This is a genomic window from Aequorivita sp. CIP111184 (genome assembly GCF_900489465.1).
In the GTDB taxonomy this organism is placed as follows: Bacteria; Bacteroidota; Bacteroidia; order Flavobacteriales; family Flavobacteriaceae; genus Aequorivita.
Genome location: NZ_UEFQ01000030.1, coordinates 77,443 through 103,923 on the forward strand (window position 1 = coordinate 77,443; position 26,481 = coordinate 103,923).

The 26,481-nt window shown below is 36.4% G+C and carries 27 protein-coding genes and 1 other RNA gene; 15 read left to right on the forward strand and 13 right to left on the reverse strand.

Features of this window, described 5'->3' with window-relative positions:
- Nucleotides 1-9: 9 nt before the first annotated feature.
- Nucleotides 10-1,371 carry an NAD-dependent succinate-semialdehyde dehydrogenase gene (locus AEQU1_RS14795; RefSeq protein WP_111882340.1) on the reverse strand — a complete coding sequence of 454 codons (1,362 nt, stop codon included), beginning with the start codon at nucleotides 1,369-1,371 and terminating at the stop codon, nucleotides 10-12.
- Nucleotides 1,372-1,514: 143 nt separating this feature from the next.
- On the opposite strand from AEQU1_RS14795, the gene gcvT reads away from it, so the two are divergent.
- The 5 genes from gcvT to AEQU1_RS14820 all read left to right on the forward strand — a co-directional run bounded on the left by gcvT (nucleotide 1,515) and on the right by AEQU1_RS14820 (nucleotide 5,616).
- The gene (gene gcvT, locus AEQU1_RS14800; RefSeq protein ID WP_111882341.1) at nucleotides 1,515-2,597 is read left to right on the forward strand and encodes a glycine cleavage system aminomethyltransferase GcvT; all 1,083 of its coding nucleotides are present in this window, start codon (nucleotides 1,515-1,517) and stop codon (nucleotides 2,595-2,597) included.
- Complete coding sequence (locus AEQU1_RS14805) at nucleotides 2,597-3,511, forward strand: glutaminase (protein WP_111882343.1); 915 nt, start codon at nucleotides 2,597-2,599, stop codon at nucleotides 3,509-3,511. Before gcvT ends, AEQU1_RS14805 begins: the two co-directional genes overlap by 1 nt.
- 19 nt (nucleotides 3,512-3,530) lie before the next feature.
- Nucleotides 3,531-4,388 carry a sugar nucleotide-binding protein gene (locus AEQU1_RS14810; RefSeq protein ID WP_111882344.1) on the forward strand — a complete coding sequence of 286 codons (858 nt, stop codon included), beginning with the start codon at nucleotides 3,531-3,533 and terminating at the stop codon, nucleotides 4,386-4,388.
- Nucleotides 4,389-4,487: 99 nt separating this feature from the next.
- Nucleotides 4,488-4,769, forward strand: a complete 282-nt coding sequence (locus AEQU1_RS14815; RefSeq protein WP_111882346.1) for a 4a-hydroxytetrahydrobiopterin dehydratase — start codon at nucleotides 4,488-4,490, stop codon at nucleotides 4,767-4,769.
- A 121-nt stretch (nucleotides 4,770-4,890) separates the two neighbouring features.
- On the forward strand, nucleotides 4,891-5,616 hold the full coding sequence (locus tag AEQU1_RS14820; protein WP_111882347.1) for a YebC/PmpR family DNA-binding transcriptional regulator: 726 nt from the start codon (nucleotides 4,891-4,893) through the stop codon (nucleotides 5,614-5,616).
- Nucleotides 5,617-5,680: 64 nt separating this feature from the next.
- On the opposite strand, the gene AEQU1_RS14825 is transcribed toward AEQU1_RS14820, so the two are convergent.
- The 4 genes from AEQU1_RS14825 to AEQU1_RS14840 form a co-directional block, all read right to left on the reverse strand.
- Nucleotides 5,681-6,709: a hypothetical protein gene (locus AEQU1_RS14825; protein WP_111882349.1), complete on the reverse strand. Its 1,029-nt coding sequence runs from the start codon at nucleotides 6,707-6,709 to the stop codon at nucleotides 5,681-5,683.
- Nucleotides 6,710-6,853: 144 nt separating this feature from the next.
- Nucleotides 6,854-7,390, reverse strand: coding sequence for a 1-acyl-sn-glycerol-3-phosphate acyltransferase (locus AEQU1_RS14830; RefSeq protein WP_111882472.1), 537 nt, complete (start codon nucleotides 7,388-7,390; stop codon nucleotides 6,854-6,856).
- A 14-nt stretch (nucleotides 7,391-7,404) separates the two neighbouring features.
- Nucleotides 7,405-9,219, reverse strand: coding sequence for a 3-deoxy-manno-octulosonate cytidylyltransferase (gene kdsB, locus AEQU1_RS14835; RefSeq protein ID WP_111882351.1), 1,815 nt, complete (start codon nucleotides 9,217-9,219; stop codon nucleotides 7,405-7,407).
- Between the two features lie 286 nt (nucleotides 9,220-9,505).
- Nucleotides 9,506-10,927 (reverse strand): ATP-dependent RecD-like DNA helicase, encoded by a 1,422-nt coding sequence (locus tag AEQU1_RS14840; protein WP_111882473.1) that lies wholly within the window; start codon nucleotides 10,925-10,927, stop codon nucleotides 9,506-9,508.
- Between the two features lie 127 nt (nucleotides 10,928-11,054).
- Between AEQU1_RS14840 and AEQU1_RS14845 the strand changes: the two genes are divergently transcribed.
- From AEQU1_RS14845 to AEQU1_RS14860, 4 genes are read left to right on the forward strand one after another with little or no spacing between them, the layout of a single operon-like run.
- On the forward strand, nucleotides 11,055-11,717 hold the full coding sequence (locus AEQU1_RS14845) for a hypothetical protein (protein WP_111882353.1): 663 nt from the start codon (nucleotides 11,055-11,057) through the stop codon (nucleotides 11,715-11,717).
- Complete coding sequence (locus AEQU1_RS14850; RefSeq protein ID WP_181566793.1) at nucleotides 11,695-12,516, forward strand: DUF3822 family protein; 822 nt, start codon at nucleotides 11,695-11,697, stop codon at nucleotides 12,514-12,516. The genes AEQU1_RS14845 and AEQU1_RS14850 overlap by 23 nt, the downstream gene beginning before the upstream one ends.
- Nucleotides 12,517-13,050 (forward strand): RsmD family RNA methyltransferase, encoded by a 534-nt coding sequence (locus AEQU1_RS14855; RefSeq protein WP_111882356.1) that lies wholly within the window; start codon nucleotides 12,517-12,519, stop codon nucleotides 13,048-13,050.
- 9 nt (nucleotides 13,051-13,059) lie between these two features.
- Entirely contained in the window at nucleotides 13,060-13,437 is a 378-nt protein-coding gene (locus tag AEQU1_RS14860) for a hypothetical protein (protein WP_111882358.1), read from the forward strand.
- 7 nt (nucleotides 13,438-13,444) lie between these two features.
- Here the strand turns inward: AEQU1_RS14860 and rnpB are convergent.
- Nucleotides 13,445-13,771, reverse strand: an RNA gene (gene rnpB, locus AEQU1_RS14865) — RNase P RNA component class A.
- A gap of 91 nt (nucleotides 13,772-13,862) precedes the next feature.
- On the opposite strand from rnpB, the gene AEQU1_RS14870 reads away from it, so the two are divergent.
- The 6 genes from AEQU1_RS14870 (at nucleotide 13,863) to AEQU1_RS14895 (ending at nucleotide 19,885) form a co-directional block, all read left to right on the forward strand.
- On the forward strand, nucleotides 13,863-15,710 hold the full coding sequence (locus AEQU1_RS14870) for a DNA polymerase III subunit gamma/tau (protein ID WP_111882359.1): 1,848 nt from the start codon (nucleotides 13,863-13,865) through the stop codon (nucleotides 15,708-15,710).
- Between the two features lie 47 nt (nucleotides 15,711-15,757).
- Nucleotides 15,758-16,339 (forward strand): tRNA-(ms[2]io[6]A)-hydroxylase, encoded by a 582-nt coding sequence (locus AEQU1_RS14875; RefSeq protein WP_111882361.1) that lies wholly within the window; start codon nucleotides 15,758-15,760, stop codon nucleotides 16,337-16,339.
- 20 nt (nucleotides 16,340-16,359) lie between these two features.
- On the forward strand, nucleotides 16,360-17,655 hold the full coding sequence (locus AEQU1_RS14880) for a chloride channel protein (protein ID WP_111882363.1): 1,296 nt from the start codon (nucleotides 16,360-16,362) through the stop codon (nucleotides 17,653-17,655).
- 17 nt (nucleotides 17,656-17,672) lie between these two features.
- Nucleotides 17,673-17,813 carry a hypothetical protein gene (locus tag AEQU1_RS14885; RefSeq protein ID WP_181566794.1) on the forward strand — a complete coding sequence of 47 codons (141 nt, stop codon included), beginning with the start codon at nucleotides 17,673-17,675 and terminating at the stop codon, nucleotides 17,811-17,813.
- A 131-nt stretch (nucleotides 17,814-17,944) separates the two neighbouring features.
- Nucleotides 17,945-18,403, forward strand: coding sequence for a tRNA (cytidine(34)-2'-O)-methyltransferase (locus AEQU1_RS14890; protein ID WP_111882364.1), 459 nt, complete (start codon nucleotides 17,945-17,947; stop codon nucleotides 18,401-18,403).
- Between the two features lie 381 nt (nucleotides 18,404-18,784).
- A complete protein-coding gene (locus AEQU1_RS14895) occupies nucleotides 18,785-19,885 on the forward strand; it encodes a LysM peptidoglycan-binding domain-containing protein (protein ID WP_111882366.1) in 1,101 nt (366 codons plus the stop codon).
- Between the two features lie 63 nt (nucleotides 19,886-19,948).
- On the opposite strand, the gene AEQU1_RS14900 is transcribed toward AEQU1_RS14895, so the two are convergent.
- From AEQU1_RS14900 to AEQU1_RS14930, 7 genes are all read right to left on the reverse strand, one after another.
- Entirely contained in the window at nucleotides 19,949-20,863 is a 915-nt protein-coding gene (locus AEQU1_RS14900; protein ID WP_111882368.1) for a Ppx/GppA phosphatase family protein, read from the reverse strand.
- A 5-nt stretch (nucleotides 20,864-20,868) separates the two neighbouring features.
- Entirely contained in the window at nucleotides 20,869-22,965 is a 2,097-nt protein-coding gene (ppk1, locus tag AEQU1_RS14905; RefSeq protein WP_111882370.1) for a polyphosphate kinase 1, read from the reverse strand.
- Nucleotides 22,965-23,450 (reverse strand): histidine phosphatase family protein, encoded by a 486-nt coding sequence (locus AEQU1_RS14910; RefSeq protein WP_111882372.1) that lies wholly within the window; start codon nucleotides 23,448-23,450, stop codon nucleotides 22,965-22,967. Before AEQU1_RS14910 ends, ppk1 begins: the two co-directional genes overlap by 1 nt.
- 34 nt (nucleotides 23,451-23,484) lie before the next feature.
- The gene (pdxH, locus tag AEQU1_RS14915; RefSeq protein WP_111882374.1) at nucleotides 23,485-24,129 is read right to left on the reverse strand and encodes a pyridoxamine 5'-phosphate oxidase; all 645 of its coding nucleotides are present in this window, start codon (nucleotides 24,127-24,129) and stop codon (nucleotides 23,485-23,487) included.
- A 74-nt stretch (nucleotides 24,130-24,203) separates the two neighbouring features.
- Complete coding sequence (locus AEQU1_RS14920) at nucleotides 24,204-25,109, reverse strand: ribonuclease Z (protein ID WP_111882376.1); 906 nt, start codon at nucleotides 25,107-25,109, stop codon at nucleotides 24,204-24,206.
- 81 nt (nucleotides 25,110-25,190) lie between these two features.
- Nucleotides 25,191-25,526, reverse strand: coding sequence for a ribonuclease Z (locus AEQU1_RS14925; RefSeq protein ID WP_111882377.1), 336 nt, complete (start codon nucleotides 25,524-25,526; stop codon nucleotides 25,191-25,193).
- The gene (locus AEQU1_RS14930; RefSeq protein ID WP_111882380.1) at nucleotides 25,523-26,452 is read right to left on the reverse strand and encodes an aspartate carbamoyltransferase catalytic subunit; all 930 of its coding nucleotides are present in this window, start codon (nucleotides 26,450-26,452) and stop codon (nucleotides 25,523-25,525) included. The genes AEQU1_RS14925 and AEQU1_RS14930 overlap by 4 nt, the downstream gene beginning before the upstream one ends.
- Between the last annotated feature and the right edge of the window lie 29 nt (nucleotides 26,453-26,481).

Here is a 26,481-nt window from a genome sequence, read left to right on the forward strand (position 1 = left end):
TATTTGTATCTATTTATTGATAAAAACAGTTTTCCTGTTCAGAAATTCATGGATTCCATGTTCACTAAGCTCACGCCCGTAGCCACTTTCCTTGGTTCCTCCAAAAGGTAAACGTGGATCGCTTTTTACTAATTCATTTATAAAAACGGCACCATCGTCAAATTGGAAGGCAAGTTTCTCCGCTTCTTCAATGTTTTTAGTAAAGATGGAAACTCCCAATCCAAATTTTGAATTGTTGGATAGTTCAACGGCCTCTTCTACTGTTTTAAAAGTTGTTACAGAAAGTGCAGGACCAAAGGTTTCTTCTTTAAAAACAACCATTTTTTCGGAAACATTTGTCAATACCGTTGGTTCAAAATAAGCCCTTTGTCGCTTTCCTCCTATTGCCAATTTTGCGCCAGCTTTTATCGAAGCGGTTACTTGCATTTCTAAATCTTTCGCCAAATCTTCCCGAGCTAAAGTTCCAATATATGTTTCCTCATCCATTGGATCCCCGCTTTTTAGTTCGCGCACTTTTACAAGCAATTTTTCAACAAATTCTTCCGAAATGGATTCATCAATTATCAAACGCTTTCCCGCAATGCAGCTCTGCCCCGTATTTTGAAAACGCGCCTGTAAGCAGGTTGCTATGGTTTTGTCCATATCACAATCTTTCATTACAACCAAGGCATTATTTCCACCCAATTCCAAAACAGTTTTTTTTATATTTTTCCCAGCAATGGAAGCTACGGAAGAACCTGCGGGACCACTACCGGTAAGTGTCACGGCTTTTACTTTTTCGTTTTTAATAACTTCTTCCACGACATCACTCCCAATCAATAATGTAGTAAAGCAATTATCTGGAAATCCAGCTCTTTTAAAAACTTTTTCAATATTTAAAGCACTTCCAAAAACGTTTGAAGCATGTTTCAAAACACCAATATTTCCCGCCATAAGTGCTGGAACTGCAAAACGGAAAACTTGCCAAAAGGGATAGTTCCAAGGCATAATTGCGAGCACAACTCCTAAAGGCTCGTAACTCACATAACTTTTATAGGCATCAGTTTTTATCTCTTCATTTCGAAGTTGCTTTTCGGCATTTTCGGCGTAATATTCACACACCCAAGCACATTTTTCCACCTCTGCAATAGCTTGAGAAATTGGTTTACCCATTTCTAAAGTCATCGTTTCGGCGTATTCTTTTTTATTTTTCTTTAATTCTGAAGCAGCAGCAAGCATCAACTTTTTCCGCTCAACAAATGAGGTTTCTCGCCAGCTATAAAAGCGTTTATCGGCTTTATCTATAATTTCCGGAACTTCTTTCTTTGTATGGTTTTTATAGCTTTTAAGTTCCTCGCCTGTATAGGGATTCATTGAGATTGTAGTTGCCATCGTTTTTCTTTTAAAAGTATTGAAAACATTGAGAACAGCGAAGGCGATTAAGATGATTTTAACGTGAAAATTGTTGAAAATAATCCTTTGAAACAATCGTTAACTTTTAAGTATTGTAATACATTTGCGAAAATCTTATTAAAATGAAAAATACAGCACTTTCAAATATACACGAACAATTAGGCGCCAAGATGGTTCCGTTTGCAGGTTATAATATGCCCGTTTCATACGAAGGGGTAAATGCTGAACACGAAACCGTCCGAAGAGATGTAGGCGTTTTTGATGTTTCGCATATGGGAGAATTTTTGGTTACTGGACCAAAAGCGTTGGATTTACTACAAAAAGTATGTAGTAACGATGTCTCAAAAATTGTTAATGGGCAGGCACAGTACAACTGTCTTCCCAACGAAACAGGAGGTATTGTTGACGATTTGATTGTGTACCGTCTGGAAGCTGAAAAATGGTTGCTAGTTGTAAATGCTTCAAATATTGATAAAGACTGGGATTGGATTTCTAAATATAACACCATGGGTGCAGAAATGCGTAATCTTTCAGAAGATTATTCATTACTAGCCATTCAAGGTCCAAAAGCTATAGAGGCCATGCAATCAATAACTTCTGAAGATTTAAGCGCCATAAAATTCTATCATTTTAAAGTTGCTGATTTCGGAGGAATTGATCACGTAATTATAAGCGCAACTGGCTATACCGGAAGTGGTGGTTTCGAGATTTATTGCAAAAACAGCGAAGTAGAGCAAGTTTGGAACAAAGTGATGGAGGCCGGAAAAGAGTTTGGCATTAAGCCGATTGGACTGGCTGCACGCGATACACTTAGACTTGAAATGGGCTTCTGTCTTTACGGAAATGATATAAATGATACTACTTCTCCTTTGGAAGCAGGTTTGGGCTGGATTACAAAGTTCACTAAGGATTTTGTCAATTCAGAGAATCTGAAAAAGCAAAAAGAAGAAGGCGTAAAAAGAAAACTCATCGGTTTCGAACTTAACGAACGTGGAATACCGAGACATGATTACGAAATTGCAGATAAAGACGGCAACAATATTGGTGTTGTTACCAGTGGAACAATGGCACCTTCATTGAACAAAGGAATCGGGATGGGCTATGTTACCAATGAAAACAGCGCTCCAGGCACTGAAATTTTCATTCAGATAAGAAACAAACCCGTTGCGGCAACAGTGGTGAAAACCCCATTTTACAAAGGTTAATGTTGGATTACCAAGCTATATTAGAAGAAATTCACGAGTCACTTAAAAAAGTTGAAAATACGGGGGAAGTTGCATCTTATATTCCAGAATTGGCAAATGTACCCAAAGATAAATTCGGAATACATTTACACCTAATTACTGGCGAAAATTACTCGGTTGGCGATGCTTCGGAAAAATTGTCCATTCAAAGTATTTCAAAAGTACTGTCGCTTGCCAAAGCATTTCAGCTAGTGGGCAATGATTTGCTGGAACGTGTTGATGTGGAACCTTCGGGACACCCTTTCAACCAACTTTCACTTTTGGAACTAGAAGATGGAATTCCAAGAAACCCGCTGATTAATTCTGGAGCCATTGTAATTGCTGATATTTTGCTTTCACATCTTAAAAACCCAAAAGAAGATTTTTTGAACTTTGTGAGGGAATTGGCCCACGACGAAACCATTTCTTATAGTGAAAAAGTAGCCGAATCAGAAAGATTGACTGGTTTCAACAATTACGCTGCCGCCAATCTTTTAAAGGCTTATGGAAATCTTCACAATGATGTGGAAGATGTTTTAGAATTCTATTTCCATCAATGTTCAATAATGATGGATTGCAGGCAACTTACCAACGCTTTTTTCGTTTTTGCAAATAGGGGAAAGTGTTTAAAACATATTCAACACTTAACAGCCAGCCAAGTAAAACGAATTAATGCAATAATGCTAACCTGCGGTTTCTATGACGAAGCCGGTGAGTTTGCCTTTGAAGTGGGTTTGCCTGGAAAAAGTGGCGTTGGTGGAGGAATTGTAGCTTTATTGCCACATTGTTTTACCATTGCAACCTGGGCGCCAGCACTAAACCCAAAAGGAAATTCATATTTAGGTATGCAGGCTTTGGAGCAATTTACTACCAAAACAAAGTTATCCATATTTTAAAAGTTAGGAACTGATTTTAATGAGGAAGAAAGTAGAAAAGCAACGGGTTTTAATTCTGGGCGGTAGTGGCTTTATTGGCAATGCTATTTATAAAGAGCTTCTCTCCTATTTTGAAGTTCACTGTACCTACTGTAAACAATACGGCGCTTTTTCGGAAAATCAAGTTTTCCATAATTTTTGTGTGGAAGAAGATTCGATGCTTTTATTGCTTAACAAAATCCAACCTACAATTATAATTTCGGCAATTAACGGAGATTATAAAAGTCAATTTGAAGCGTATCAACAAATAGTTAATTATGCATTGATAAATGCGGGTTGTTCGGTGCTTTATATTTCTTCTTCAGAAGTATTTGATGGGAAGTTTAGATATCCTTCGTATGAAAATGATATAACATTATCTGAGACTGCTTCTGGGAAATTTAAAATTTCAGTCGAAAAATTATTGTTGGAAACTATTCCCCAACAAACAGCAATTATAAGGCTACCAATGGTTCTTGGCATCAACTCACCCGAGGTTCTGCATTTAAGACAGTGCATACGGCACCAAGCTACTTTTGAGGTATTTCCTAATTTAGTGATTACCACCACGACCATTAATAAAGTGTGCCAACAAATTCATTACATAGTCAACCAATCACTTCGAGGAATTTTTCACTTAGCAAGCATTGATATGGTTCATCACGAAGATCTTTTTCGGGAAATCACTTCAAAAATGGGCGATAAAATGCCTATCTTTAAAAGTGTTTTTAACAGTAATGAAGATAGATACAATGCTATACTTCCGAAGGAAAATAAATTAAAAAATCCACACCAAATGACTGTTGCAGAGGTTATTGAAGAGTGCAGTCTAAACGAAGAGATTATGTCAATTAAATAAAAAAATAAATTATGAAATGTCCTTTCCCCATATATAAATTAAACAAAGATGGGCTATTAGGACATTCCATCATATATTAAAAAACAAAATTACAAACAAATGAAAGCTTTATCAGAAAAACAGATCAACGAAAAATTGAATGAATTTGAAGGTTGGGATTATCACGAAGGTGCATTGCATACTATTTTCGAATTTGAAGATTTTAAGGAAGCGTTTTCCGCTATGACCCGAATTGCTTTTGAAGCCGAAAAAATGCAACACCATCCAGAGTGGAGCAATGTTTACAATTCATTAGAAATATACCTTTCAACCCACGATGCAGATGGTGTTACGGAAAAGGATTTTGAATTGGCAAAGATTATTGATGATCTTATTGGATAATTTAAATTAAAATTTGCAGTGCCAATCAAATTTTTAAATTTGTACTAATTAAAAACCTCTCTACTTCGCTAAAGAAAACATTATTAGATCTGCAGTAGAGAACTTCATAAATATTTTAAATATGGGAAGAGCTTTTGAATTCAGAAAAGCAAGAAAAATGAAGCGTTGGTCTGCAATGTCCAAAGCTTTTACACGCATTGGTAAAGACATAGTAATGGCCGTTAAAGAAGGCGGTCCCGATCCAGATGCAAATTCTAGATTGCGTGCTGTAATCCAAAACGCAAAGGCGGTAAATATGCCTAAAGACAATGTAGAACGCGCTATAAAACGCGCCAGCGACAAAAGTTTAGGCGATTACAAAGAAGTTCTTTTTGAAGGGTACGCACCACACGGTATTGCAATTTTAATAGAAACTGCTACAGATAATAACACACGTACCGTTGCGAATATTCGAAGCTATTTCAACAAATGTGATGGTAATATGGGAACTTCTGGTTCCGTTTCATTTATGTTTGATCATACTTGTAACTTCAGAATACATCCAGAAGGGTTGGATATTGAAGAATTAGAACTAGAATTAATAGACCACGGCGTTGAGGAAATTTTTGAGGACGAAGATGGAATAATGATCTACGCTCCTTTTGAGAGTTTTGGTGCAATTCAATCTTATTTGGAAGAAAATAAAATAGAAATTCTTTCTTCGGGTTTTGAGCGTATTCCGCAGGTTACAAAAAAATTGACTGAAGAAGAAGCTGCTGACGTTGAAAAACTTTTAGAAAAAATTGAAGAAGATGATGATGTACAGAACGTTTATCATACAATGGAAGAATCTTCGGAAGAAGAATAAACCAAATATAAATTCATAAAAAAGCCACCCGATAAGGTGGCTTTTTTATGTTTAAAACTGAATTTTATCTATTGATATAATATAGAGACGAAGCTCCAGGAAATGGAGTACTTAAGTCTGGTACTAAATTACCACCTGCTCCAACATTGTAGAAAAATAAAATTTTACCGCCATCACTAGCTCGCTCTGCAATAAACACTGAATTGTCTGCGCGCACATACGCTACTGAAACTGGATTTCCCAAACCAGTTAAAGAACCTGAAACCCTAACTTGATTTCCAGCTAATTCTAGAGTACCTCCGTTTGGAGTTGCATCAAACTTTGAAACGAAGTTGTTAATAAATTGGAAACCACCATCACTTTCATTTGTTGCATCACCAATGTCTGTAAGTATAACAAAACCTTCATCTTCTGTTATACCATGGGTACGCGTAATTCCTCCAATAGTAATTTGCTTATCAGGAGTTGCTGTTACATCGGTTGTATAAGTTATAATGAAGTTTTTCAAAACCGCAACATCACCAGTTTTATCTACTACGCTATAAAGGTCATTACCTATAAGCTGTATTCCCCAAACTGCATAATCAACTGTTACAATATTTCTTAGGGTATAGCCTGAATTATCACGTGTAAATATGAAAAATCTTCCGTCTGGAGTGTCAGGATTACCATCAACATCTGCGTTATCTGAAACTATATAGAAATTATCCTTTACTGCAATATCACGAGGACTTTCTAATACTGTATCGCTTGAGAGAAATAAACTCAATGAACTACCACTAGCAGTCTCGTCTATGTCACTATAAGTGTTTATAGTAGATTGTGCTCTTGAATTCACAACAAGTTCATTTGCTTCCTTGTTATAAAAAATACCTTCGTTATCATCTGAAGATGTTGAAAATTGTCGCAGCTGAATTCCATTGGCTGTAAAATCAAAAGCAGCGATTGAATTATTTAAATTACTGGTGGCATAAACATTTGCAAATACAGTATTTGGCAATGGTTCGCCGCTTCCTTGATCGTCAGATTCTGTACAGGATATAACTACTAGTCCAAGAACTAACACAGGAATGATTAGTTTTATTTTTTTCATAATTAATTTAGATTTTTATACATATTTAAGCTTAAGATTTGAATACATAAAACGATTTGGTAATGCTTAACTAATTTTTAACAACATGAGTTTGATTTTCAGTGTGTTATAATTATCCTATAGCGTAGTTTTTAACAAATTATTTCAAGAATAGTGCTTATTTTTTCCAACAACACCTTCGAAGAAAGAGCGGAGTTTGGGTGTATCTTCTTCTATATTACCGGTAGGATAGAATGGTTCGGCTATAATTATTTTTTTCTTTTGATAATCAAATGCAACCCTAATTATTGGAATGTTGGCCGCTATAGCCATATAATAATATCCTGTTTTCCAGATAGCTACTTTTTTTCGCGTGCCTTCAGGGGAAAGCGCCAGTCGAAATTCATCCTTTTTCCTAAAAATTTCCGCAATGGCCTCTACCTTATTTTGACCAGGTGTTCTGTCTAATTTAACACCCCCTGTCCAACGAAAATACCAACCAATTGGCCATGTAAAAAGTTCTTTTTTTGCAATGTAATTAATTTGAACTTTCGTTAGTCTACGCGTAAATAATCCGAGATAGAAATCGTGCCAGCTCGTATGAGGAACTACAATTATAACGGCTTTCTTAACTAAAGGATTAAAAGAACCTTCAATTTTCCAACCCATTAATTTTTCAAAAATAAATTTTGTTAAACCCATACTAGTATTTGGGACTACATTTTTAAATACATGGCCCTTAGCTTTGCTGGTGTTATTATCTTTTTCCAATCGCTTCCGAGCGCATTTTCCCAAAGGGGAACCATCCCTAATGCAACAGTAATCATTGTTTGCATTTGCTCTTCGGTAAGGTTTTTACAAATTCCCTTCGGAATTTCAACCCCATGCTTGGTTACCATTTGCTTAAATAATTTAACATCCTTAGGGTAGAACTCTTCTAAATGTTCAAATACAATACAATTACCAATTCCGTGCTTGGTCCCCAAAACATAACCCAAACCATAACTCATAGCGTGTGCTACGCCCACTTGGGAATATGCAATGCTCATTCCGCCATGCCATGAGGCCATCATTAATTTGGCGCGTGATTCTTGTTCAGAAAGGGTATCGCCAAGAAATATTTCCATACAAAGGTCGTAGGCCTTTTCTCCGTAACTCTGGCTAAAAGCATTTAAAAATGTGCCATTCAATGATTCAACACAATGAATAAAACAGTCCATTCCTGTATAAAACCATTGGTTTTTTGAAACGCCTATGGTAAGCTCTGGATCAAGTATTACTTGATCAAATGGGGTGAAATCACTATTAATACCCAATTTACGCACGGGCCCTGTTAAAACAGTGGTACGAGAAACTTCGGCTCCAGTACCAGAAATTGTTGGTATCCCCACGTGATAAACGGCTTTTTTATTTACCAAATCCCATCCTTGGTAGTCAGCAGCGCTTCCATTGTTTGTAAGCATTATGGAAACTGCCTTTGCTAAATCCATAACAGTGCCGCCGCCAATGCCTATAATTCCCGATGGAGTATGTGTGAATTCTGCTTTAATATCATTTACTAAATTATCTACTTGAGAAGTTTTTGGCTCTTCTTCAGCCGATACAAAAATTAATTTGTCATTAAAACGAAGGTTTATTCTATCCAAAAATTCGGTATTATTCTTAAAAACAGCATCTACCAAGAATATAAATGGAGCTTTCTCTTGCTTTTGGGTGGAAAGAATATGTGAAAGTTGATCAAAACATCCTTCGCCAAAAACCACTTTTGGAACCATCGGGAAATTTCGGAATTTGTTGTTTACACTTTCAGATTTATTTTCTTTTAGAATTTTATTAGCCTTTACAAGATCTTCGGGTGTATCAATTTCAACCCCCGTTGTATTTGAAACGGCCATTTTTATATTTTTCCCATATTCCAAATAGCGAATGCATTCTATTTTTTCTACCGCTTCCAAAGAACGCATTGGCAAATGATAAAAATCCATAATTGCTTGCTTTCTGAAAGCGTAAATGCCTTTGTGCTTATAATATTGAATGTCTACATTTTTATCTCTAGGATATGGAATTGGTGAACGGGAAAAATAAAGCGCGAAATTATCTTTATCAACAATAACTTTTACACAATTTGGATCACTTATTTCCTTCCAATCGTGAATTTCGGTCATTAAAGATGCTAAATCTATTTTGTCTGCATCTGGTTCGTTAAATACTGCAAGAACTTTTTCCAGTCCTTCCCTACTTGTGAAAGGTTCGTCTCCTTGAACATTCACAACAATATCAACGTCCATATTTTCAACAGCTTCTGCAATACGATCACTACCGCAATCGTGTTCTTTTTGGCTCATAATGGCTTTCCCGCCATTCATTTCAATTTCCCGAAATATAACGTCGCTATCTGTTACTACATAAACTTCGTCAAAAAGATCTGTGGCTTTTGCAGCTTCATAAGTTCTAACTATTACGGGCTTTCCACCCAAATCCTGCATTAATTTTCCTGGAAATCTAGATGCGCCATATCGCGCTGGAATCATTGCTATTATTTTCAAGGCAAAGTTTTTAAAATGAATTCAAAAATAAGAAGATTAAGTTCTTAGCAATCGTTTTTTTTGAAGCTTTTTATAAAACCTATAAATTACGAAAAACAGGAACAATACATATATAAAAGCTATTGTTGCCACAAAAATAGAAGCGAGTGCCATAACTGTGGTATTGCCTATTTCAAAAGTTAGTCGTGAAATTTATAAAATTATAGAAAAATGAATGCTGAAAACTGCAACGTTACAATTCTTACTTACTTAGTAGTAAATCTTCAAAAAACTAATCTACAAAAAATTCATCCTTAAAACCTATTAGATATAATTTTTCGCGGGCACGGGTTATTGCTGTATAAAGCCAGCGCAGATATTCTTTATCTATTCCATTGGGAAGATAAGGCTGTTCAACAAAAACCGTGTTCCATTGCCCACCCTGCGATTTATGACAGGTGATGGCATAGCTAAATTTAACTTGAAGCGCGTTAAAATATTTGTTGTTTTTTACCGCCAAAAACTTCTTGTATTTTGATTTTTCGTTTACATAATCCTTCATCACTTCTTGATAAAGTTTGTTTGACTCATCATACGTTAGCGAAGGGCTTTCGGAAGTAAGCGTATCTAAAAGAAGCACAGTTTCCAAAGGTTTCATATTTGGATAATCTACCATTCGCATTTTTACTTCAGCAAATCGAAAACCATATAATTCCTTGAAAGCAAATATTTCCAAAACTTCTATAATATCACCATTGGCGATAAAACCAGCTTCACTTGCATTATCCACCCAAAAATAATTATTCTTCACGACCATTAAATAATCGCCCGCCGAAAGTTCCGACTCCTGAAAAAGTATGCGTTCGCGTATGCTTTGATTATATAGGTTTGCCCTTTTGTTGGAGCGTACAATTATAACTGTGTCTTCCTTTCCCAAGGAAGAGTAGCTGTCATTAATAGCATCCATAATTTCTTGTCCATCAGTTGGGCGAATGATGTCGGGAAAATCAGTTCCTGAAAATTTAAAAGCTTCATAAAGTTCATCATCCAAACGCTCCCTGATTCTTGTGGCGTTCTCTAAAATACCGCTATCTTTTTGTTGACGAACCACTTCATCAAGTTCAAGCATTATTACTTCACGGTTGTATTGGTTTTCCAAAACTCGTGCATCTAATGCTGGGCTTATGGAAAGATGTACTGGCGGCAACTGTGCCGAATCTCCTATCAACAGTAGCTTACAATTGTTTCCACTGTAAACATATTGCATCAAATCGTCAAGAAGTGATCCGTTTTCAAAAAGCTTTGAATCTTGATTGATGTCTGGGATCATCGAGGCTTCATCTACAATAAAAATAGTGTCGCGGTGTTTATTTTCCTGTAAATTAAAGGAAACAGAACCTTTTTCACTTTTTGGAAAATATATTTTTTTATGAATTGTGAAAGCCTGTTTATTGGAATAATTACTAATAACCTTAGCTGCTCTTCCCGTTGGGGCCAAAAGTACCGAGCGTTTTTTCACTTTTGTTAAGTTTTTCACTAGAGAACCTACAATGGTTGTCTTTCCGGTCCCGGCATATCCTTTCAGTAAAAAGGTTTCATTTTTGTTCGTGCTTAGCACAAATTTTGCTAACAATTGAAGTGCAATATCCTGCTTTGTAGTGGTAGTATGAGGGAAATCATTTTTTAAAAAACTGTAAAATTCTGGTACATTCATCATTTGCTCCTGTCAATGAGGGTTTAAAGATAGGTATGATTTTTTCGCAATATACTTTTACGAACAAAAAAAAATTGTAGATTTGCGATAGACCTTTTAGTAAATCAACACTTAAATAATATCAATAATGAAATTAGTAATTCAGATTGTTCTTTGGATTGTCATCGTCTTTTTGGGCTGGAAACTGTATAACTCCGTTATGGGCCCGGTAGAGTTTAATAACGTTAAAGAGGCTCGATACGCCAAAGTAATTGAGAATTTAAAAGATATTCAAGCGGCAGAGCTTGCGCATAAAGAAATCACCGGAAACTTTACCGGAGATTGGGATAGTCTTGTTAGATTTCTTGATACTGCCAAGTTTGCCATTACCCAAAGACGCGACACAAGTTATGCTGATGTTGCTAAAAACAAAGCTTTTGGTATTAGCGAAGGTTATTTTCTTGAAAAATCCTTAATTGACACCCTAGGTTTTACTCCTGTAAAGGACTCACTTTTTGGAAAAACGGATAGATACAAAACAATGATGAATGTACCTGTGAAAGGTATAGACGCTAAGTTTGATCTTAAAGCCGGAAAAATTGTTAAGAATGACGCTACATATTCTGTATTTGAAGCAAAAGTTTCAAAAGACGTTATATTGAGCGATCTTAACAAAGATCTTTTGGCTCAGGAAAAACAAGTTCAATCTGTAGATGGCGTTAATGGCCCAGATATTAAAGTAGGCTCTTTAGAAGATGTTAATACTTCTGGAAACTGGCCAAAAATTTATGATGCTGCAAAAAACAAATAACATACAAAATACATTACAACATAGACTGTCCGTTCAAATTTCTTTGAACGGGCTTTCTTTTTTGGTAACAAACCCTGAAAATGAAGAAACTGTATTTTTTCTCAAAAAAATATTGGATCACAGCACTACACCAGAAGAATTATTGATGGATATTGAATCTGTGATGTTCACAAACGATATCCTAAACGCACACTTTTCAGAAGTATCCATTATCTATTCAACACCAGTTTATAGCCTGGTCCCTGCTTCTCTTTTTGATGAAACAAAAGCTAGCGAATATTTGAAATTCAATTCAAAAATATTGGCGAATGATTATATGGCGCACGATGTTTTGGAAAACTTAGATATTGTTATAGTGTATGTACCTTTTATGAACATCAATAATTTTTTCTTTGAAAAATATGGTGCTTTTAATTATTACCATTCCACAACAGTATTGCTGAAAACAATTATTGAAGAGGAAAAATTTTCACTTCCGAAAATGTATTTACACTTTCAGAAAAATAGTTTTGACTGTATTGTTTTAAAAAACGGCGAACTTCAACTTTGTAACAGTTATACATACAAAACGCCTGAAGATTTTATCTATTACACTCTTTTCTGCATGGAACAGTTAAACCTGAATCCCGAAAATCTCCCCGTAATATTTTGTGGCGAAATTGAAAGAGAAGATGATAACTACAAAATTGCTTACACTTACATTCGAAATATTGAGTTTGCAAAAACAAGTAATTCTAAAATAAAGATCAATTCAGAAGATAATCGCCATCGTCACTTCATTTTACAAAACACAATCTAAATGCGTATAATTTCTGGCATCTATAAAGGAAGAAGATTAACTGCTCCAAAAAACTTACCCGTAAGGCCAACTACCGATTTTGCAAAAGAAGCAATTTTCAATATTTTACGTGTACGCTATTATTTTGAAGAGATTACGGTACTAGATCTTTTTAGCGGAACAGGAAATATCAGTTTTGAGTTTGCATCTCGGGGTGTTAAGAATATAACTTCAGTTGATGCACATTACGGTTGTATTCAGTATATTAATAAAGTTTCCGAAGAATTCTCCTTTCCAATTACAGCAATAAAATCTGATGTAAAAAAGTATTTGCAGCAAGCTTCAGGGAAATATGACGTAATTTTTGCCGATCCGCCCTATGATTTCACTGCGGAAGTTTTGAAAGATTTGACAGAAGAAATTTTCAATAATTCTTCGTTGAATACTGAAGGATTGCTTATTATTGAGCATTCAAAACAAAATGATCTTTCTTCATTTCCTCATTTTGTTGAAGCCCGTAAATATGGAAGCTCAGTCTTTAGTTTTTTTGCTTAGTTTGCCCTTATGATTCAACTCCCCTTAAAACTCATTGAACTCGAGTTTGTGAAAATTGAGTTTTATGAACACTATATGATTTCAACCTTTATTGAAGGTATGATATTAAACAATGAAGATGTATACGAAATTCAACAACTTGCTGCAGGATTTTACCAAGACAAGCCATTCGGTTACATCTCAAATAGGGTAAATGATTATTCTAGAAATCTTTCACCAAAATCTTATAATATTCAATTGCCAACTATGTTTGCATTTGCAATAGTTTATAAAACGGATACTTCTCTCAGGGTTGCGAATTTTGAAAAATTCTTTATAAAAGCGCCTTTTAAAACTTTCCAATCTTTGTCTGAAGCAAAAGAATGGATGCGCGAATTATCGGGGTAAATTCAATAAAAAAAGCAGGCCTATAAGCCGGGTTCTGTATCCATCAAAAAGACGAATCCTTATCATTTATCTAGGTATTTCGTTACCAAAACACTCCATCTGCCTACCCTCCTGCATCGGGCGGGCACCCTCAAGCACAGGTTTACGTGGCATTTCACCGCATAGAGTTTACCTGGTTTCACTACAGCATTACCTGTACATACTTTCTGCTGCACTTGTCCTAAAATTCCTGCGAAGGCAGAAATCCCGACGGCCGTTAGCCGCTATGCTTCCCTATGGTGTCCGGACTTTCCTCTCCCGAATTAACTTCGGCAGCGATAAGGCGGCCTGCTGCGCAAAAGTACTCCAATGTTAATAAATATGGGAAAATACGGACATCTATTTTTTTAAAACCCGTTGTACATCTTTATATTTGTTTCCGCACTATGGAACACTTCATTGTATCAGCCCGAAAGTACCGCCCCGCCGTTTTTAAAGACGTTGTTGGGCAACAAGCCATTACCAATACTTTGGAAAATGCCATAGAAAACAATCACCTAGCCCAAGCTTTGCTTTTTACGGGTCCTCGAGGTGTAGGTAAAACCACTTGCGCAAGAATTCTTGCCAAAAAAATAAACCAAGATGGCACCGAAAAGGAAGACGAAGATTTCGCTTTCAATATTTTTGAACTCGATGCGGCATCCAACAATTCGGTAGATGATATTCGTAATCTGATAGATCAAGTTCGAATCCCACCCCAAGTTGGACAATACAAAGTTTATATTATTGACGAGGTACACATGCTGTCTTCTGCGGCTTTCAACGCTTTTTTGAAAACATTGGAAGAGCCGCCAAAGCACGCTATTTTTATATTAGCTACTACTGAAAAACATAAAATAATTCCAACCATACTTTCGCGTTGCCAAATTTTTGATTTTAGAAGAATTGGCGTTCGTGACATAAAAGATCACTTGGCAGATGTTGCCAAAGCTGAAGGAATAGAAGCAGAAGACGACGCACTTCACATAATCGCCCAAAAAGCCGATGGCGCATTGCGTGACGCGCTTTCAATTTTTGATAGAGTTGTAAGTTTTGCCGGAAAAAATCTTACTAGAGAAGCAGTTACGGAAAATCTGAACGTACTTGATTATACTTGGTATTTTCAAATTACAGATTTACTTTTGGAGAACAATATTCCACAGGTTTTGGTTACTTATAATGATATACTTTCAAAAGGATTTGATGGGCATCATTTTATAATGGGCCTTGCTTCCCACTTCCGGGATCTGTTGGTTTGCAAAAATCAAGAAACAATTAGTTTATTGGAAGTTGGTGAACAAGTAAAAACAATGTATTTTGAGCAATCGCAGAAAACAAATCAGCAGTTTTTAATTGATGGCATCGACATTGCGAACACTTGCGATCTAAAATATAAAAACAGTCAAAACCAGCGGCTTTTGGTTGAGTTATGCTTAATGCAGCTTGCTTCTCTGACTTTTCAGGGCGAAAAAAAAAACTCCAATAGCGACCGTTTCGTAATACCTCCCTACTATTTTAAGAGTGAAAAATTTACTACGGAAAAGATTACTTCTGCAGGAAGTGCTGTACCTAAATCTCACAAGAATAGTGACGTTGAAGCAGAAACAAATAAAAGCAATTTAAGAGAATCTTCCGAAGAAATTTCAAAAGCGGAAAATACTTCAGAAAATATTTCTTCCACCCGCGTACCGATTGAAACTTCAGGGGAGGCGCAGGAAAAAGTAACTGTAAATCCAGACAGTGGCGAGCCTCAAAAAGTAATTGAGCGCCCACAAATATTAGCTGAAAGAAATGCTAGAAAAGTCTCTGCGCTCTCACTAAAAAGTATTCAAAAAAAACAGGAGATTAAGCAGGAAATGGTTGCTAATCAACCCGATGCTGAAAACCTTCCCGTCAACGATTTTTCTGAAGAAGATATGCAAGCAGCTTGGACGGAATACACTACGAACATTGAGAGTGACGGGAAATTTAATCTTCTTTCACATTTAACGATGGGCGTTCCAAGGTTAGATGGCGCTATTATTCACCTTGAATTTCCAAACCAAACTATAAAAACCGAAGTGGAACGCGCAAAGTATGAACTCCTCGGATTTCTGCGTGAAAAACTTCAGAATTACAATATAGATCTCGATATAACCGTAAACGAAACCTCAGAAAAAAAATACGCTTACACTACCCGTGAAAAATTTGATAAGATGAAAGAGATGAATCCGTTGATTGAAAAACTACGGAAGGAATTTGATTTGGATATATAGCTTTAAGCCAAAAGACTTAAGCTTATAACTTTAAACTTTTAACTAAAATGCTTGGTTTAAAACTTCCCACAGACCCACGTTGGGTAAATATTGTTGAAAAAAACATAGAAGATATTCTTACTGACCACGCTTGGTGTGAGCAAAAAGCTTCTTCAACAGCAATTTCTTTAATTGTTAGTTTTCCAGAATACACAGATCTTATAGAGGAAATGATTGCTTTGGTAAAAGAAGAAATCAGTCATTTTAAAATGGTTCACGATAAAATCATTGAAAATGGTTGGGTTTTAGGGCGCGACCGAAAAGATGAGTATGTAATGCAAATTGTGCAATTCTTCCCAAAAGGGGGAAGCCGAACAACACAATTAGTTCACAGATTATTGTACGCAGCCTTAATTGAAGCCCGTAGCTGTGAGCGTTTCCGGCTTTTAAGCGAAGAGCTGGAAGACAAAGAACTAGCAGAATTCTACCGAAAACTGATGGTTAGTGAGGCAAACCATTACACAATGTTTCTAGGTTTTGCGCGTCAATACGGCGACAGAAAAGAGGTTGACCAAAAGTGGAACGACCTTCTTTCCTTTGAAGCTGAAGTAATGAAAGATCTGGGCAAACATCAATCTATTCACGGGTAAAAATTTTTAAATTCTTCGAAATGAAATTACAAAGAAGAAGAAAAATCGTTAAATACACAGACATTCTGGATCGTCCCATTCGGTTCAACCCTTTTGTTTTTAGCAGAATGTTCATTCTTTGGGCAATTCTTGGTCTGATTGGTGGTATAATTTCTGGTAGCTATTGGATGGTATTGATGTTTCTAACCGAAGTTTTAGGAGCTTATCAAGGTTGGCTCGTAATTCCCGTAATGGCAATCTGTGGTCTTTTGGCAGGTTTAATTATCTATTTTCTTGGTGATCCTGGCGAAATGCAACTCATTGTTAACAACATTCGCTTCAACAAAGGTAAACTGGATCCTAAAAATAATCCTTCAATGATCCTTTCCTCCCTACTCTGCGTTGCTTCGGGTGGAAGTTTAGGTCCAGAAGCACCATTGGTACAAGTTACGGGTTCAACGGGAAGTTGGTTGGGCAAAATTTTTAGATTAAAAGGTGAAGAATTACGCTCCTTAAGTATTGCTGGTATGGCTTCAGGTTTTACCGCTTTGTTTGGGGCCCCGCTAGGCGGGAGTCTTTTCGCTTTAGAAATTCTTCATCACAAACATGCAGTAGAATATTATAAAGCCATTATCCCTGCACTTGTTGCCAGTGGTTTCAGTTATGTTGTTTTCGCGCTTATTGTACATTTGGGGCTTGGTCCCGCTTGGCATTTACCCGCTTACGAAATGGCTACGGTTTTCGACTTTGTTTGGGCGGTCTTTTTTGCTGTAATTGCTACTTTTATAGGTTGGTGTTTTATTTTCTGTACCAAATTCTTTAAAAATCTCTTCGAAAAACTGAAAACTCCTATTTATGTAAAAACGCTAATTGGTGGGCTTTTACTTGGAACCATCGCTTTTTATATTCCGCTTACAAGATATTTCAGCCATTTTGAAATTGAAGAACTGCTTACAGGCGATCTTACCATGGAGTTTCTGGCTGCCGTACTATTTTTTAAAGTTATTGCCATTGCCATAACCGTAACTTCTGGATGGCGCGGTGGATTTATTATTCCGCTCTTTTTCTGCGGAACTGCACTTGGGTTATTAATTCACAGCATCTTTCCGTCTATAAGTTTATCACTCACTATTGTAAGTTGTATGGCTGCCATCAATGCCTGCGTTACGCGAACACCTATGAGCACTACCATTCTACTGGCGACGCTCACGGGTTTCACCTATTTTATCCCGATACTATTCGCGAGTTTAACTGGTTATTTTCTGGCGCCTCGCATTCCGTTTATTAGTGCGCAAATGGAAGAAAATGAACTGAAAAAAGCAAAGAAAAATAAGTAAACTTAAATCACAGTGCTATGAGTACCTTTTCAATTATTGTTATAAGTATAATAGTACTTCACCTAATTGCCGGCTTTGGTTGGTTAATCTATAAGTTGTCTCCAAGAAAAGAACAGGGGAAGGAGAAGGATAAGGATAAATCTAAAACAGAATTATAATCCATTAAAATAAATGGAAAAAACAAGAAGAAGTTTATTTTTTTCAATACTATCTTCCTAAAAACCCCATAGTTTTGAAACCTTTTAAAGAAGGGTTTTTAGGTTATATTTGAAAGTAAAAATTATATATAATGGCTTTTAATATTGTACTATTTGAACCAGAGATTCCTATGAATACAGGAAATATTGGTCGATTGAGTTTAGCCTCTGGCTCAAGATTACACCTCGTAAAACCATTCGGATTCGAAATAAACGATACTCGATTAAAAAGAGCCGGCTTAGATTACTGGAAGCATATCACTCTCTTTATTTATGAAAGCATTGATGACTTTTACGCCAAAAATAAAGGGAAACAATTTGTCTACTTCTCGAGTCATGGAACTCAAGATTACTGCGCTATTGACTACACAGACGACATGTTCCTGGTTTTTGGAAAAGAATCAGTTGGCTTACCTGAAAATATAGTAGCAGAAAATGCCAATTTAGTATATAACATCCCTATTTACAGTCCTCATATTCGAAGTTTAAACCTGGCCAATGCAGTTAGCATAGTAGTTTATGAAGGCATCCGGAATATAAAAGCGCAGTAAATGTTGGATTTGACTTTATAATCCAATCAATAGGTCACATTTAAAATTTTATAAGCTGTCCAACTAACCATTACCAACAAACTTTGCTCACAGTATTTCAATATTTTCAATAATTCAACCAATGCTAGAGAGTGGGCAGTCCCGTCCGTGTTCCCAAAAACAATCAACCATTTAGATTCACATCTTCTGCTTTGTTAATTTTATAAACAGAATCTAACTACACATAAAATTACTTTCATTGCACACCTCATACCTTTAAGTATTCAAAGCCACAACTAGACAACAAAAAATCATAAACCATTGATATTGTGTATATTTGATAGTAACTAACCAAAAACAAATGAAGTTTGAACGCAAGTGCAACTTCATTTAAAAATTACTATGAAAACATACATAATTAAAAGCGGAGACTCCCTAGGTTCAATAGCATTTAAACAATTAGGAGCTACAGCAAAATGGCGTGAAATTGCAGAATTGAACAATATTGTAAACCCCAGTAAAATTGAAGTGGGCCAAGTATTACAATTACCAATAGAAAGTGAACCCGAAGCCAGTACCGAAAGAGCTGACGTAGTTATTATTGAAGAAGATCCTCGGGTATATTATCAATATCAAAATAATCCCGCCAAAAACTTTTTAGGTAAAAAATTCAGAAAAGGAATTTATAGACGTGGTGTTCATACTACAGAAAAATTTATTGAGGAAAACCCAACACTCTTGGCTGGCCTCAAAATTAGCAAATCAGAAGTAAGTGCTTTATTGGCCACCTCAGAAAATGAAGGCAATCTTGATGCCGTTAACACTTGGGACAATTCCTTTATGAGTTTCGGCATGTTTCAATGGACACTTGGCGCAGCAACCGCCCAAGGTGAATTGCCAGCCCTCATTAAACTAGTAAAAGAAAAATATCCTGATGCCTTTGAGCAGTTTTGTGGTCAGTTTGATGTTGATGTATCTGCAGACACCAATGATACCTATGGTTATTTAATTTATAAAAACAAAAAAGTAAACTCCGCTGCCGATAAACAATTTTTCCGAAGTGATATAGTGGCATATCGTTTCGCTGCTGCAGGCATGGACAATCGAGTTTGTGCTATAGAAGTTTTGCACGCCATTAACCGTTTCAACCTTTTTTATTTCAACAGAACCAATAAATTAGGCGGCAATGCTTTATTTGATTTGCTCTCCTCAGAATATGCAGCTGCTTTGTTCCTGGATAATCACGTAAATAGGCCAGCCTATCTTTGGCCTAGTGTTGCAAAGGCTGTTAGCAAAGCTGGACTTTCCTACGATCAACTAAAAAATGGAGGAAACAGGGAAGAAATGAAGGTAATCAATCAATACCTCAATATACGCGAAACCTATGGCTCATCACCTATGACTGATGCTAAAAATAGAGCTGCCGTAACCAAACGTTATCTTGATGCGGGAAAGATATCTGCTTCAAAAGGAAGTTTTAAATCACACCGGTCATTAAGGTAATATTTTAGAATACTAAATTTTTAGAATATCATTAGTAAAGAATAAAACTTGAAAAATATTGACCTAGGAATTAACCTCCATTTCCGCCGCGATTTTTTCATTATAAAGACTTTTTATAATCCCGTCACTCAGACCAATTTTAGGAACAAACACATTCTTTGCCTTACTCCATTTCATTGCAGAAAGATATATACGAGTTGCAGGAACTACAACATCTGCACGGTCTGGATTCATGTCCAGCTCCGTGATACGCTCATCAAAAGAAAGCGATTTTATAAGTTCATAATATGAAGAAAGGTAAAAATAGCTCAGCGGTTTCCCTATTTTCTTTCCGCTCTTTTTATAGATACTATTAATATTTCCACCACTTCCAATCATGGAGATTTTATGGTAATCCTTGGTTTCTTTCTTGATCCATCGTTCCACATCTTCCCACATACTGTCTTCCACACGATTTTCTATAAGTCTCACAGTACCCAATTTAAAACTTTGTGAAGCTACAATATGTCCATTCGCAAAAACGGTAAACTCTGTACTTCCTCCGCCAACATCTACATAAAGAAAAGCCTTATCGTTCTGAATCAAACTCTTTAAGTCTGTGGAAGCAATAATCGCAGCTTCGTCATTTCCATCAATAATATTTATGTGTAGTCCGCTTTTTTCTTCAATCATCGCAGCTATTTCATGACCATTGGAAGCTTCGCGCATTGCTGAAGTTGCGCAGGCGCGAAAACGTTTGATATTATGGGTTTTCATTAAAAGTTTGAAAGCTATCATGGCATCTACCATTCGGTTCGCATTACTTTCGGAAATTTTTCCCTCTAGAAAAACATCAGCTCCCAAACGAATGGGGACTCGCACCAATGAAGTTTTCTTAAAAAGTGTATCCTTTCCCTCCTGCTCAACTACAGTGGCCACCAGCAGACGTATGGCATTACTACCAATATCCACAGCACCATATTTTTCTATTTTTAACAAATCAATCAGTTTACTTCAAGTTTTTTTAAATAATAATCATACATCATAAATTGAGAGCGCACGGGTGTCTTGTTGTTTTTAAGATAGGCATTGTCGTTTTTGATGCTTATTACACGTGCTTTCACGTTATCGCTCCACCCAATTTCAAAGTTTTCGAGAATTTCCTGCTTAATGTCTGCGTCATAAATAGGACATGTAATCTCTACCCTATTGTCAAGATTTCTTCCCATAAAATCTGCGGAAGAAATATACACTTTCGTCTCGCCTGCGTTCTCGAAAATAAACAAACGCGGATGCTCTAAATATTTCCCCACAATGCTAATAGCTTCAATGTTTTCGCTCATTCCCTTCACGCCCGGAATTAAACAGCAAATACCGCGTACAATCATTTTTATCTTCACTCCTGCCCGACTCGCTTCATAAAGTTTATCAATCATCTTAAAATCTGAAAGACTGTTTAGCTTTAATTTAATACCGCTAGGGAGTCCTGCCTTTTTGTTTTTTATCTCAGCATCAATTAAGTGATAGATGGCATTTCGGGTATAGTGTGGGGAAACTATTAAGTGACGGTATTTCTTCACTTGATAATTCACCTCAAAAAAATCAAACACCTTGTTTATCTCCTTACATATTCTTTGGTCTGCAGTAAAGAGTGTATAATCTGTATAAAGTCGTGCCGTAGATTCATTGAAATTACCAGTACTAATAATGCCGTACCGAACCAATTTATCGTTCTCTAATCTTTCAACAACGCAAGCCTTGCAGTGTACTTTCAAACCTTTCACACCAAAAATAAGTCGCACATCCTCGCTTTGTAATAACTCGGCATATTCAATATTTGCCTCTTCATCAAAACGGGCCTGTAGTTCAATCTGTACGGTTACATCCTTTCCGTTCTTTTTCGCATTTATGAGCGAACTGGCAATGTGCGATACCTCCGCCAAACGATAAATAGTAATTTTTATAGATTTTACTTTTGGATCAAGTGCAGCTTCACGTAAAAATTTCACCACATACATAAATGTTTGGTAAGGCGTGTGCAACAAATAATCTTTGGCTACAATTTTATCAAATAAACTTCCCTGTAAACTCAAGCCAGGTATAGGAAGAGGTTCTTTTGGTTCATACTGAAGATCTGGTCTTCCCAGACGCGGAAAATCCATATAGTCACGACGGTTGTGATAACGCCCACCGGGAATAATACTATCAGTCTTGTCAATGCCCATTTTGTTGAGCAAAAAGTTAAGCGTTTTTTTGTCAATACTTTTGTCGTAAACAAAGCGAACGGGATCGCCCGTACTTCGGTTTTTTACACTTTTTGAAATTTTATCTATAAAGCTTCGGCTCAAATCGCTATCAATATCCAGCTCTGCGTCGCGTGTTATTTTTATCATATGCGCAGAAATAGTTTCATACTTAAAGATGCTGAAAATATTATGTAAACAATGACGTATAAGATCATCTAGTATAATAACAAACTGCTTATCCCCTTCCTGTGGCAATACCACAAAACGATCTATAGTTCGGGGGATTTCAATAAGCGCATAATTATGTTTTGCTTCAAATGTATCATCTTCTTTGCTCATCACCATTGTTATGGCAAGATATGCCGCACTATCGCGCAGGCTTGGAAATTCCTCCAACTCTCCAATCATGATAGTCATCATCGCAGGGCTTACGTACCGAACGAAGTATTCAGAAATAAATTTGCTTTGTTCTGGCGTAACCTCAGTTTCATTAATTATAAAAATATTCTCCTTGCGAAGTTCTTTCTGAATATCACTAAGTATTTTTAAACTGTGTGCCTGTTGTTCTATAACTGTTTGGGTTATTTCTTCCAAAAGATCTTTAGCGGAAATACCTCCTAAAAAATTTCGCCCCATCTTTCCGGCTTCCACAATTCGCTTGATTGTGGCATAACGCACTTTGAAAAATTCATCAAGATTGTTTGAGAAAATACCCAAAAAACGAAGTCGCTCAATTAGAGGGATTTTTTTATCATTCGCTTCCTGCAATACACGAGCGTTAAACTGTAACCAGCTTAATTCCCTATTGTTGTATTTATTGCGAACATGAGGATGTGGTACTACTTTTTCGGTCATTATTTAAGATCCCGAGGGAAAATTGTTTTTACGGTTTTGCCCGTAGTTATATCGCTCCATTTTTTTTCATCAAATTGCAGCATTACAAAGCCGCAAGTGGGAACATTTTCAATATAGCTGTTTCCGAGCATATTTGCAACGGAAGTAAACGCATGATTGTGCCCAACTATCATAACGGTATCCAGATTATCGTCTAACGACTTTATAATTCGCATAACGTTTTGTCCACTAAAATCATAAAGCTCGTGGTTTGTTTCAAAATTTGCATCCGAAATATTCAATGCTTTTTTAAAGAATTGTGCTGTTAAAAATGCGCGCGTTGCATCACTGCTTATTATTTTTTGTGGTGGCTCAACTTCTGCTTTCACCTTTTTTGAAACCAATCTTCCGTCGCGCACACCTCTATCTTTTAGAGGGCGCTTATGATCGTCAACATCGTGTTTCCAAGATGATTTTGCATGCCTGACTAAATATAATGTTTTCATTTATTTTGATTCGTGGTTCGTGATTCTAAAATTATTAGGGGGCTAATCTTTCAATAATCCAATCATTATTATTCAAAGTATACCGTATTCTGTCATGGAGTCTGTTGGGTCTGCCCTGCCAAAACTCGATTGAAATTGGTCTTACCAAAAAACCACCCCAATCATCAGGTTTTGGAACTTCTTTGTTTTCGTATTTTTCTTCAAGATCTTCGAGATTTTTCTCCAAAACTTCTCGAGATTCCACAACTGTACTTTGATGCGAAACCGCTGCCCCTAACTGACTTCCCTTTGGGCGTGAATGAAAATAATTTGTGGAATCTGCCTCTGAAGTTTTTTCAACAGTTCCCTTAATGATTATCTGACGTTCCATGTTTGGCCAAAAAAAGGAAAGTGAAACTTTGTTGTTATTAGCTATGGACTTGCCTTTTTCACTGTTATAATTGGTATAAAAATAAAAACCGTTTTCGTCATATTTTTTCAGAAGAACCACCCTACCTTTAGGATATCCATCTGTTCCAATGGTGGAGATTGTCATGGCATTCACTTCATCTATACCTCCGTTTTCCTTTACTTCAAAAAACCAACTACGGAATTGTTGCATCGGGTTTTCATCTACAGAAGCTTGGGAAAGCGTGCCTTTTTCATAAGATTTTCTATAATCGTGAAGCTTTTCAGCCATAGGTAAAGTTTTAACGCAAGTTAAGAGTTTTAAATAATCTTTAAAACAGTGTCCTATTAAATCTGTATTAAAATTTAAAAAGAAAAACGTTTGCCATCTTCGGCCAAATCAACATTTTCAAAGACTTCCTGCGCCTCTTTTCTGAAAAGTTCCAAATTACCATAACGTCCAGAATAATGGCCAAGAATTAAAGTTCCAACTTTTGCTTTTTTGGCTATAACAGCAGCCTCTTTTGCTGTGCTGTGCTTCGTTTTCTCACAAAGATGATGGTGTTCCTCCAAAAAGGTAGATTCGTGATATAAAACTGTTGCTCCTTCAATTTGCGGAATCATCTCGGGGTTGTAGGCAGTGTCACTGCAATATGCATAGGATTTTGTTGGTGGCGGATCAAAAGTTATATCATTATTCGGGATTAGTTTTCCCGTTTTATCCTCAACATCAAAGCCTTGTTTTATTTTATTGTAGTAGCTCAAATCAATATTGAGTTTTCTAGCTGCTTCCACATTCAGCTTACGTTCATCCGGTTTTTCCTTAAAAAAAAATCCATTTGTATAGACTCTGTGGGCTAAAGGAATTGTTTCCACACTAAGTTTATCGTCTTCAAAAATTATTTGGGGAGAAGTTTCCTCCAATTCATGAAAATACAGTGGATAATTGGTATATGTTTTCCCAAGCTTTAAGAGTAATAAAATCGCTTCTTTTATTCCTTTAGGGCCATAAACATGAAGCTCTGCTTCCCTTCCCAAAAGAAGAAAAGTAGAAATTAAACCAGGTAATCCAAAAAAGTGATCACCGTGCAAATGTGAAATGAAAATGTGTTTGATCCTTGAAAACTTAACTTTATATTTTCGCAACTGAACTTGTGTGCCTTCACCACAATCAATTAAAAATAAATGCCCCTTCATTTCCAAAACCTGTGCAGTTGGATGTGCTGAGGCTGTTGGTGTTGCAGAATGGCATCCTAGGATTGTTAAGTTCATATTCAAGTTTTCAGTGGGTAATTTCAGGGGGGCATTACAGTGTTCAAAAAGAAAATTGCAACTGCAATTACTGCTGAAAATTTAAAACCCTAAGTCCCGCTCAATTTCTTCCATTTCCACAATATCGCCAGCTTCTTGAAGTGTTGGGACCACGATCATTTCAAAAGGAACTTCGTCAATATCGATGGCGTCATTCACAATTACAAATGATTGTTTTGTTTTACGGTGAAGGTTGGAGGTTTTAATAAACTGTAATAAATGTGGTAGTTCTAATGAATCATATTTCAATAAGTTCAAAACTACATTCTGCCCTTTATATTTGGAAGGCACTTGGCTCTCGATAAATGAGGCGAAGTCAATAATATCGTCCTTTTCATCTTCAAGGACCACGAAATTCGGGTGATTCTCAATCTTCATGATTTAATTTTTGATGCCAATAAATAGATTATTGCCATACGTATGGCAACGCCGTTCTGTACCTGTTCCAAAATGATGGACTGTTTGCTGTCTGCCACATCGCTGGTTATTTCTACACCGCGGTTTATTGGGCCTGGGTGCATTATAACAATTTCTTTATTTAATGAATCTAGCAGTTGTTTGTTTATTCCAAATTGCTGCGTGTACTCTCTTGTTGTTGGGAAATAACTTATATCCATCCGTTCATTTTGAACACGTAACATATTTGCTACATCACACCATTCCAAAGCTTTGCGAAGATTGGTTTCAACACCTACATTAAGTTTTTCTATATATTTAGGGATAAGTGTTTTAGGACCGCACACTTTAACAGTAGCTCCAAGTTTTTGAAGTGCGAAAATATTAGATAAAGCAACTCGTGAGTGAAAAATATCACCCACAATTACAATTTTTTTGCCTGCTACATCTCCCAGCTTTTCTCGAATTGAATAACTATCGAGCAAGGCTTGTGTGGGATGTTCGTGAGCTCCGTCGCCGGCATTAATTATACTTGCATCAACGTGTTTTGAAAGAAATACACCAGCTCCCGGATTTGGGTGGCGCATCACTACCATATCCACTTTCATAGAAAGAATATTGTTTACGGTATCAATTAATGTTTCGCCTTTGGTTACAGAAGAACTTGACGAAGCGAAATTAATAACATCTGCAGACAATCGCTTCTCTGCAAGTTCAAATGAAAGCTTGGTTCTTGTACTGTTTTCAAAGAATAGATTGGCAATGGTAATATCGCGGAGCGAAGGAACTTTTTTAATAGGCCGATTGATAACTTCCTTAAAATGATCTGCCGTTTCGAAGATGAGTTGAATATCAGCTTCGGTAATATATTTAATTCCCAATAAGTGGTTTACACTTAGTTCGCTCATTGTTTTTTTATTAAAAACGCCATAGACTG

Excerpts from the sequence above, each read along its gene's own strand:
- AEQU1_RS14795 (WP_111882340.1), bottom strand. The coding sequence starts at position 1,371 with ATGGCAACTACAATCTCAATGAATCCCTATACAGGCGAGGAACTTAAA.
- gcvT (WP_111882341.1), top strand. The coding sequence starts at position 1,515 with ATGAAAAATACAGCACTTTCAAATATACACGAACAATTAGGCGCCAAG.
- AEQU1_RS14805 (WP_111882343.1), top strand. The coding sequence starts at position 2,597 with ATGTTGGATTACCAAGCTATATTAGAAGAAATTCACGAGTCACTTAAA.
- AEQU1_RS14810 (WP_111882344.1), top strand. The coding sequence starts at position 3,531 with ATGAGGAAGAAAGTAGAAAAGCAACGGGTTTTAATTCTGGGCGGTAGT.
- AEQU1_RS14815 (WP_111882346.1), top strand. The coding sequence starts at position 4,488 with ATGAAAGCTTTATCAGAAAAACAGATCAACGAAAAATTGAATGAATTT.
- AEQU1_RS14820 (WP_111882347.1), top strand. The coding sequence starts at position 4,891 with ATGGGAAGAGCTTTTGAATTCAGAAAAGCAAGAAAAATGAAGCGTTGG.
- AEQU1_RS14825 (WP_111882349.1), bottom strand. The coding sequence starts at position 6,709 with ATGAAAAAAATAAAACTAATCATTCCTGTGTTAGTTCTTGGACTAGTA.
- AEQU1_RS14830 (WP_111882472.1), bottom strand. The coding sequence starts at position 7,390 with ATGGGTTTAACAAAATTTATTTTTGAAAAATTAATGGGTTGGAAAATT.
- kdsB (WP_111882351.1), bottom strand. The coding sequence starts at position 9,219 with ATGATTCCAGCGCGATATGGCGCATCTAGATTTCCAGGAAAATTAATG.
- AEQU1_RS14840 (WP_111882473.1), bottom strand. The coding sequence starts at position 10,927 with ATGAATGTACCAGAATTTTACAGTTTTTTAAAAAATGATTTCCCTCAT.
- AEQU1_RS14845 (WP_111882353.1), top strand. The coding sequence starts at position 11,055 with ATGAAATTAGTAATTCAGATTGTTCTTTGGATTGTCATCGTCTTTTTG.
- AEQU1_RS14850 (WP_181566793.1), top strand. The coding sequence starts at position 11,695 with ATGATGCTGCAAAAAACAAATAACATACAAAATACATTACAACATAGA.
- AEQU1_RS14855 (WP_111882356.1), top strand. The coding sequence starts at position 12,517 with ATGCGTATAATTTCTGGCATCTATAAAGGAAGAAGATTAACTGCTCCA.
- AEQU1_RS14860 (WP_111882358.1), top strand. The coding sequence starts at position 13,060 with ATGATTCAACTCCCCTTAAAACTCATTGAACTCGAGTTTGTGAAAATT.
- AEQU1_RS14870 (WP_111882359.1), top strand. The coding sequence starts at position 13,863 with ATGGAACACTTCATTGTATCAGCCCGAAAGTACCGCCCCGCCGTTTTT.
- AEQU1_RS14875 (WP_111882361.1), top strand. The coding sequence starts at position 15,758 with ATGCTTGGTTTAAAACTTCCCACAGACCCACGTTGGGTAAATATTGTT.
- AEQU1_RS14880 (WP_111882363.1), top strand. The coding sequence starts at position 16,360 with ATGAAATTACAAAGAAGAAGAAAAATCGTTAAATACACAGACATTCTG.
- AEQU1_RS14885 (WP_181566794.1), top strand. The coding sequence starts at position 17,673 with ATGAGTACCTTTTCAATTATTGTTATAAGTATAATAGTACTTCACCTA.
- AEQU1_RS14890 (WP_111882364.1), top strand. The coding sequence starts at position 17,945 with ATGGCTTTTAATATTGTACTATTTGAACCAGAGATTCCTATGAATACA.
- AEQU1_RS14895 (WP_111882366.1), top strand. The coding sequence starts at position 18,785 with ATGAAAACATACATAATTAAAAGCGGAGACTCCCTAGGTTCAATAGCA.
- ppk1 (WP_111882370.1), bottom strand. The coding sequence starts at position 22,965 with ATGACCGAAAAAGTAGTACCACATCCTCATGTTCGCAATAAATACAAC.
- AEQU1_RS14910 (WP_111882372.1), bottom strand. The coding sequence starts at position 23,450 with ATGAAAACATTATATTTAGTCAGGCATGCAAAATCATCTTGGAAACAC.
- pdxH (WP_111882374.1), bottom strand. The coding sequence starts at position 24,129 with ATGGCTGAAAAGCTTCACGATTATAGAAAATCTTATGAAAAAGGCACG.
- AEQU1_RS14920 (WP_111882376.1), bottom strand. The coding sequence starts at position 25,109 with ATGAACTTAACAATCCTAGGATGCCATTCTGCAACACCAACAGCCTCA.
- AEQU1_RS14925 (WP_111882377.1), bottom strand. The coding sequence starts at position 25,526 with ATGAAGATTGAGAATCACCCGAATTTCGTGGTCCTTGAAGATGAAAAG.
- AEQU1_RS14930 (WP_111882380.1), bottom strand. The coding sequence starts at position 26,452 with ATGAGCGAACTAAGTGTAAACCACTTATTGGGAATTAAATATATTACC.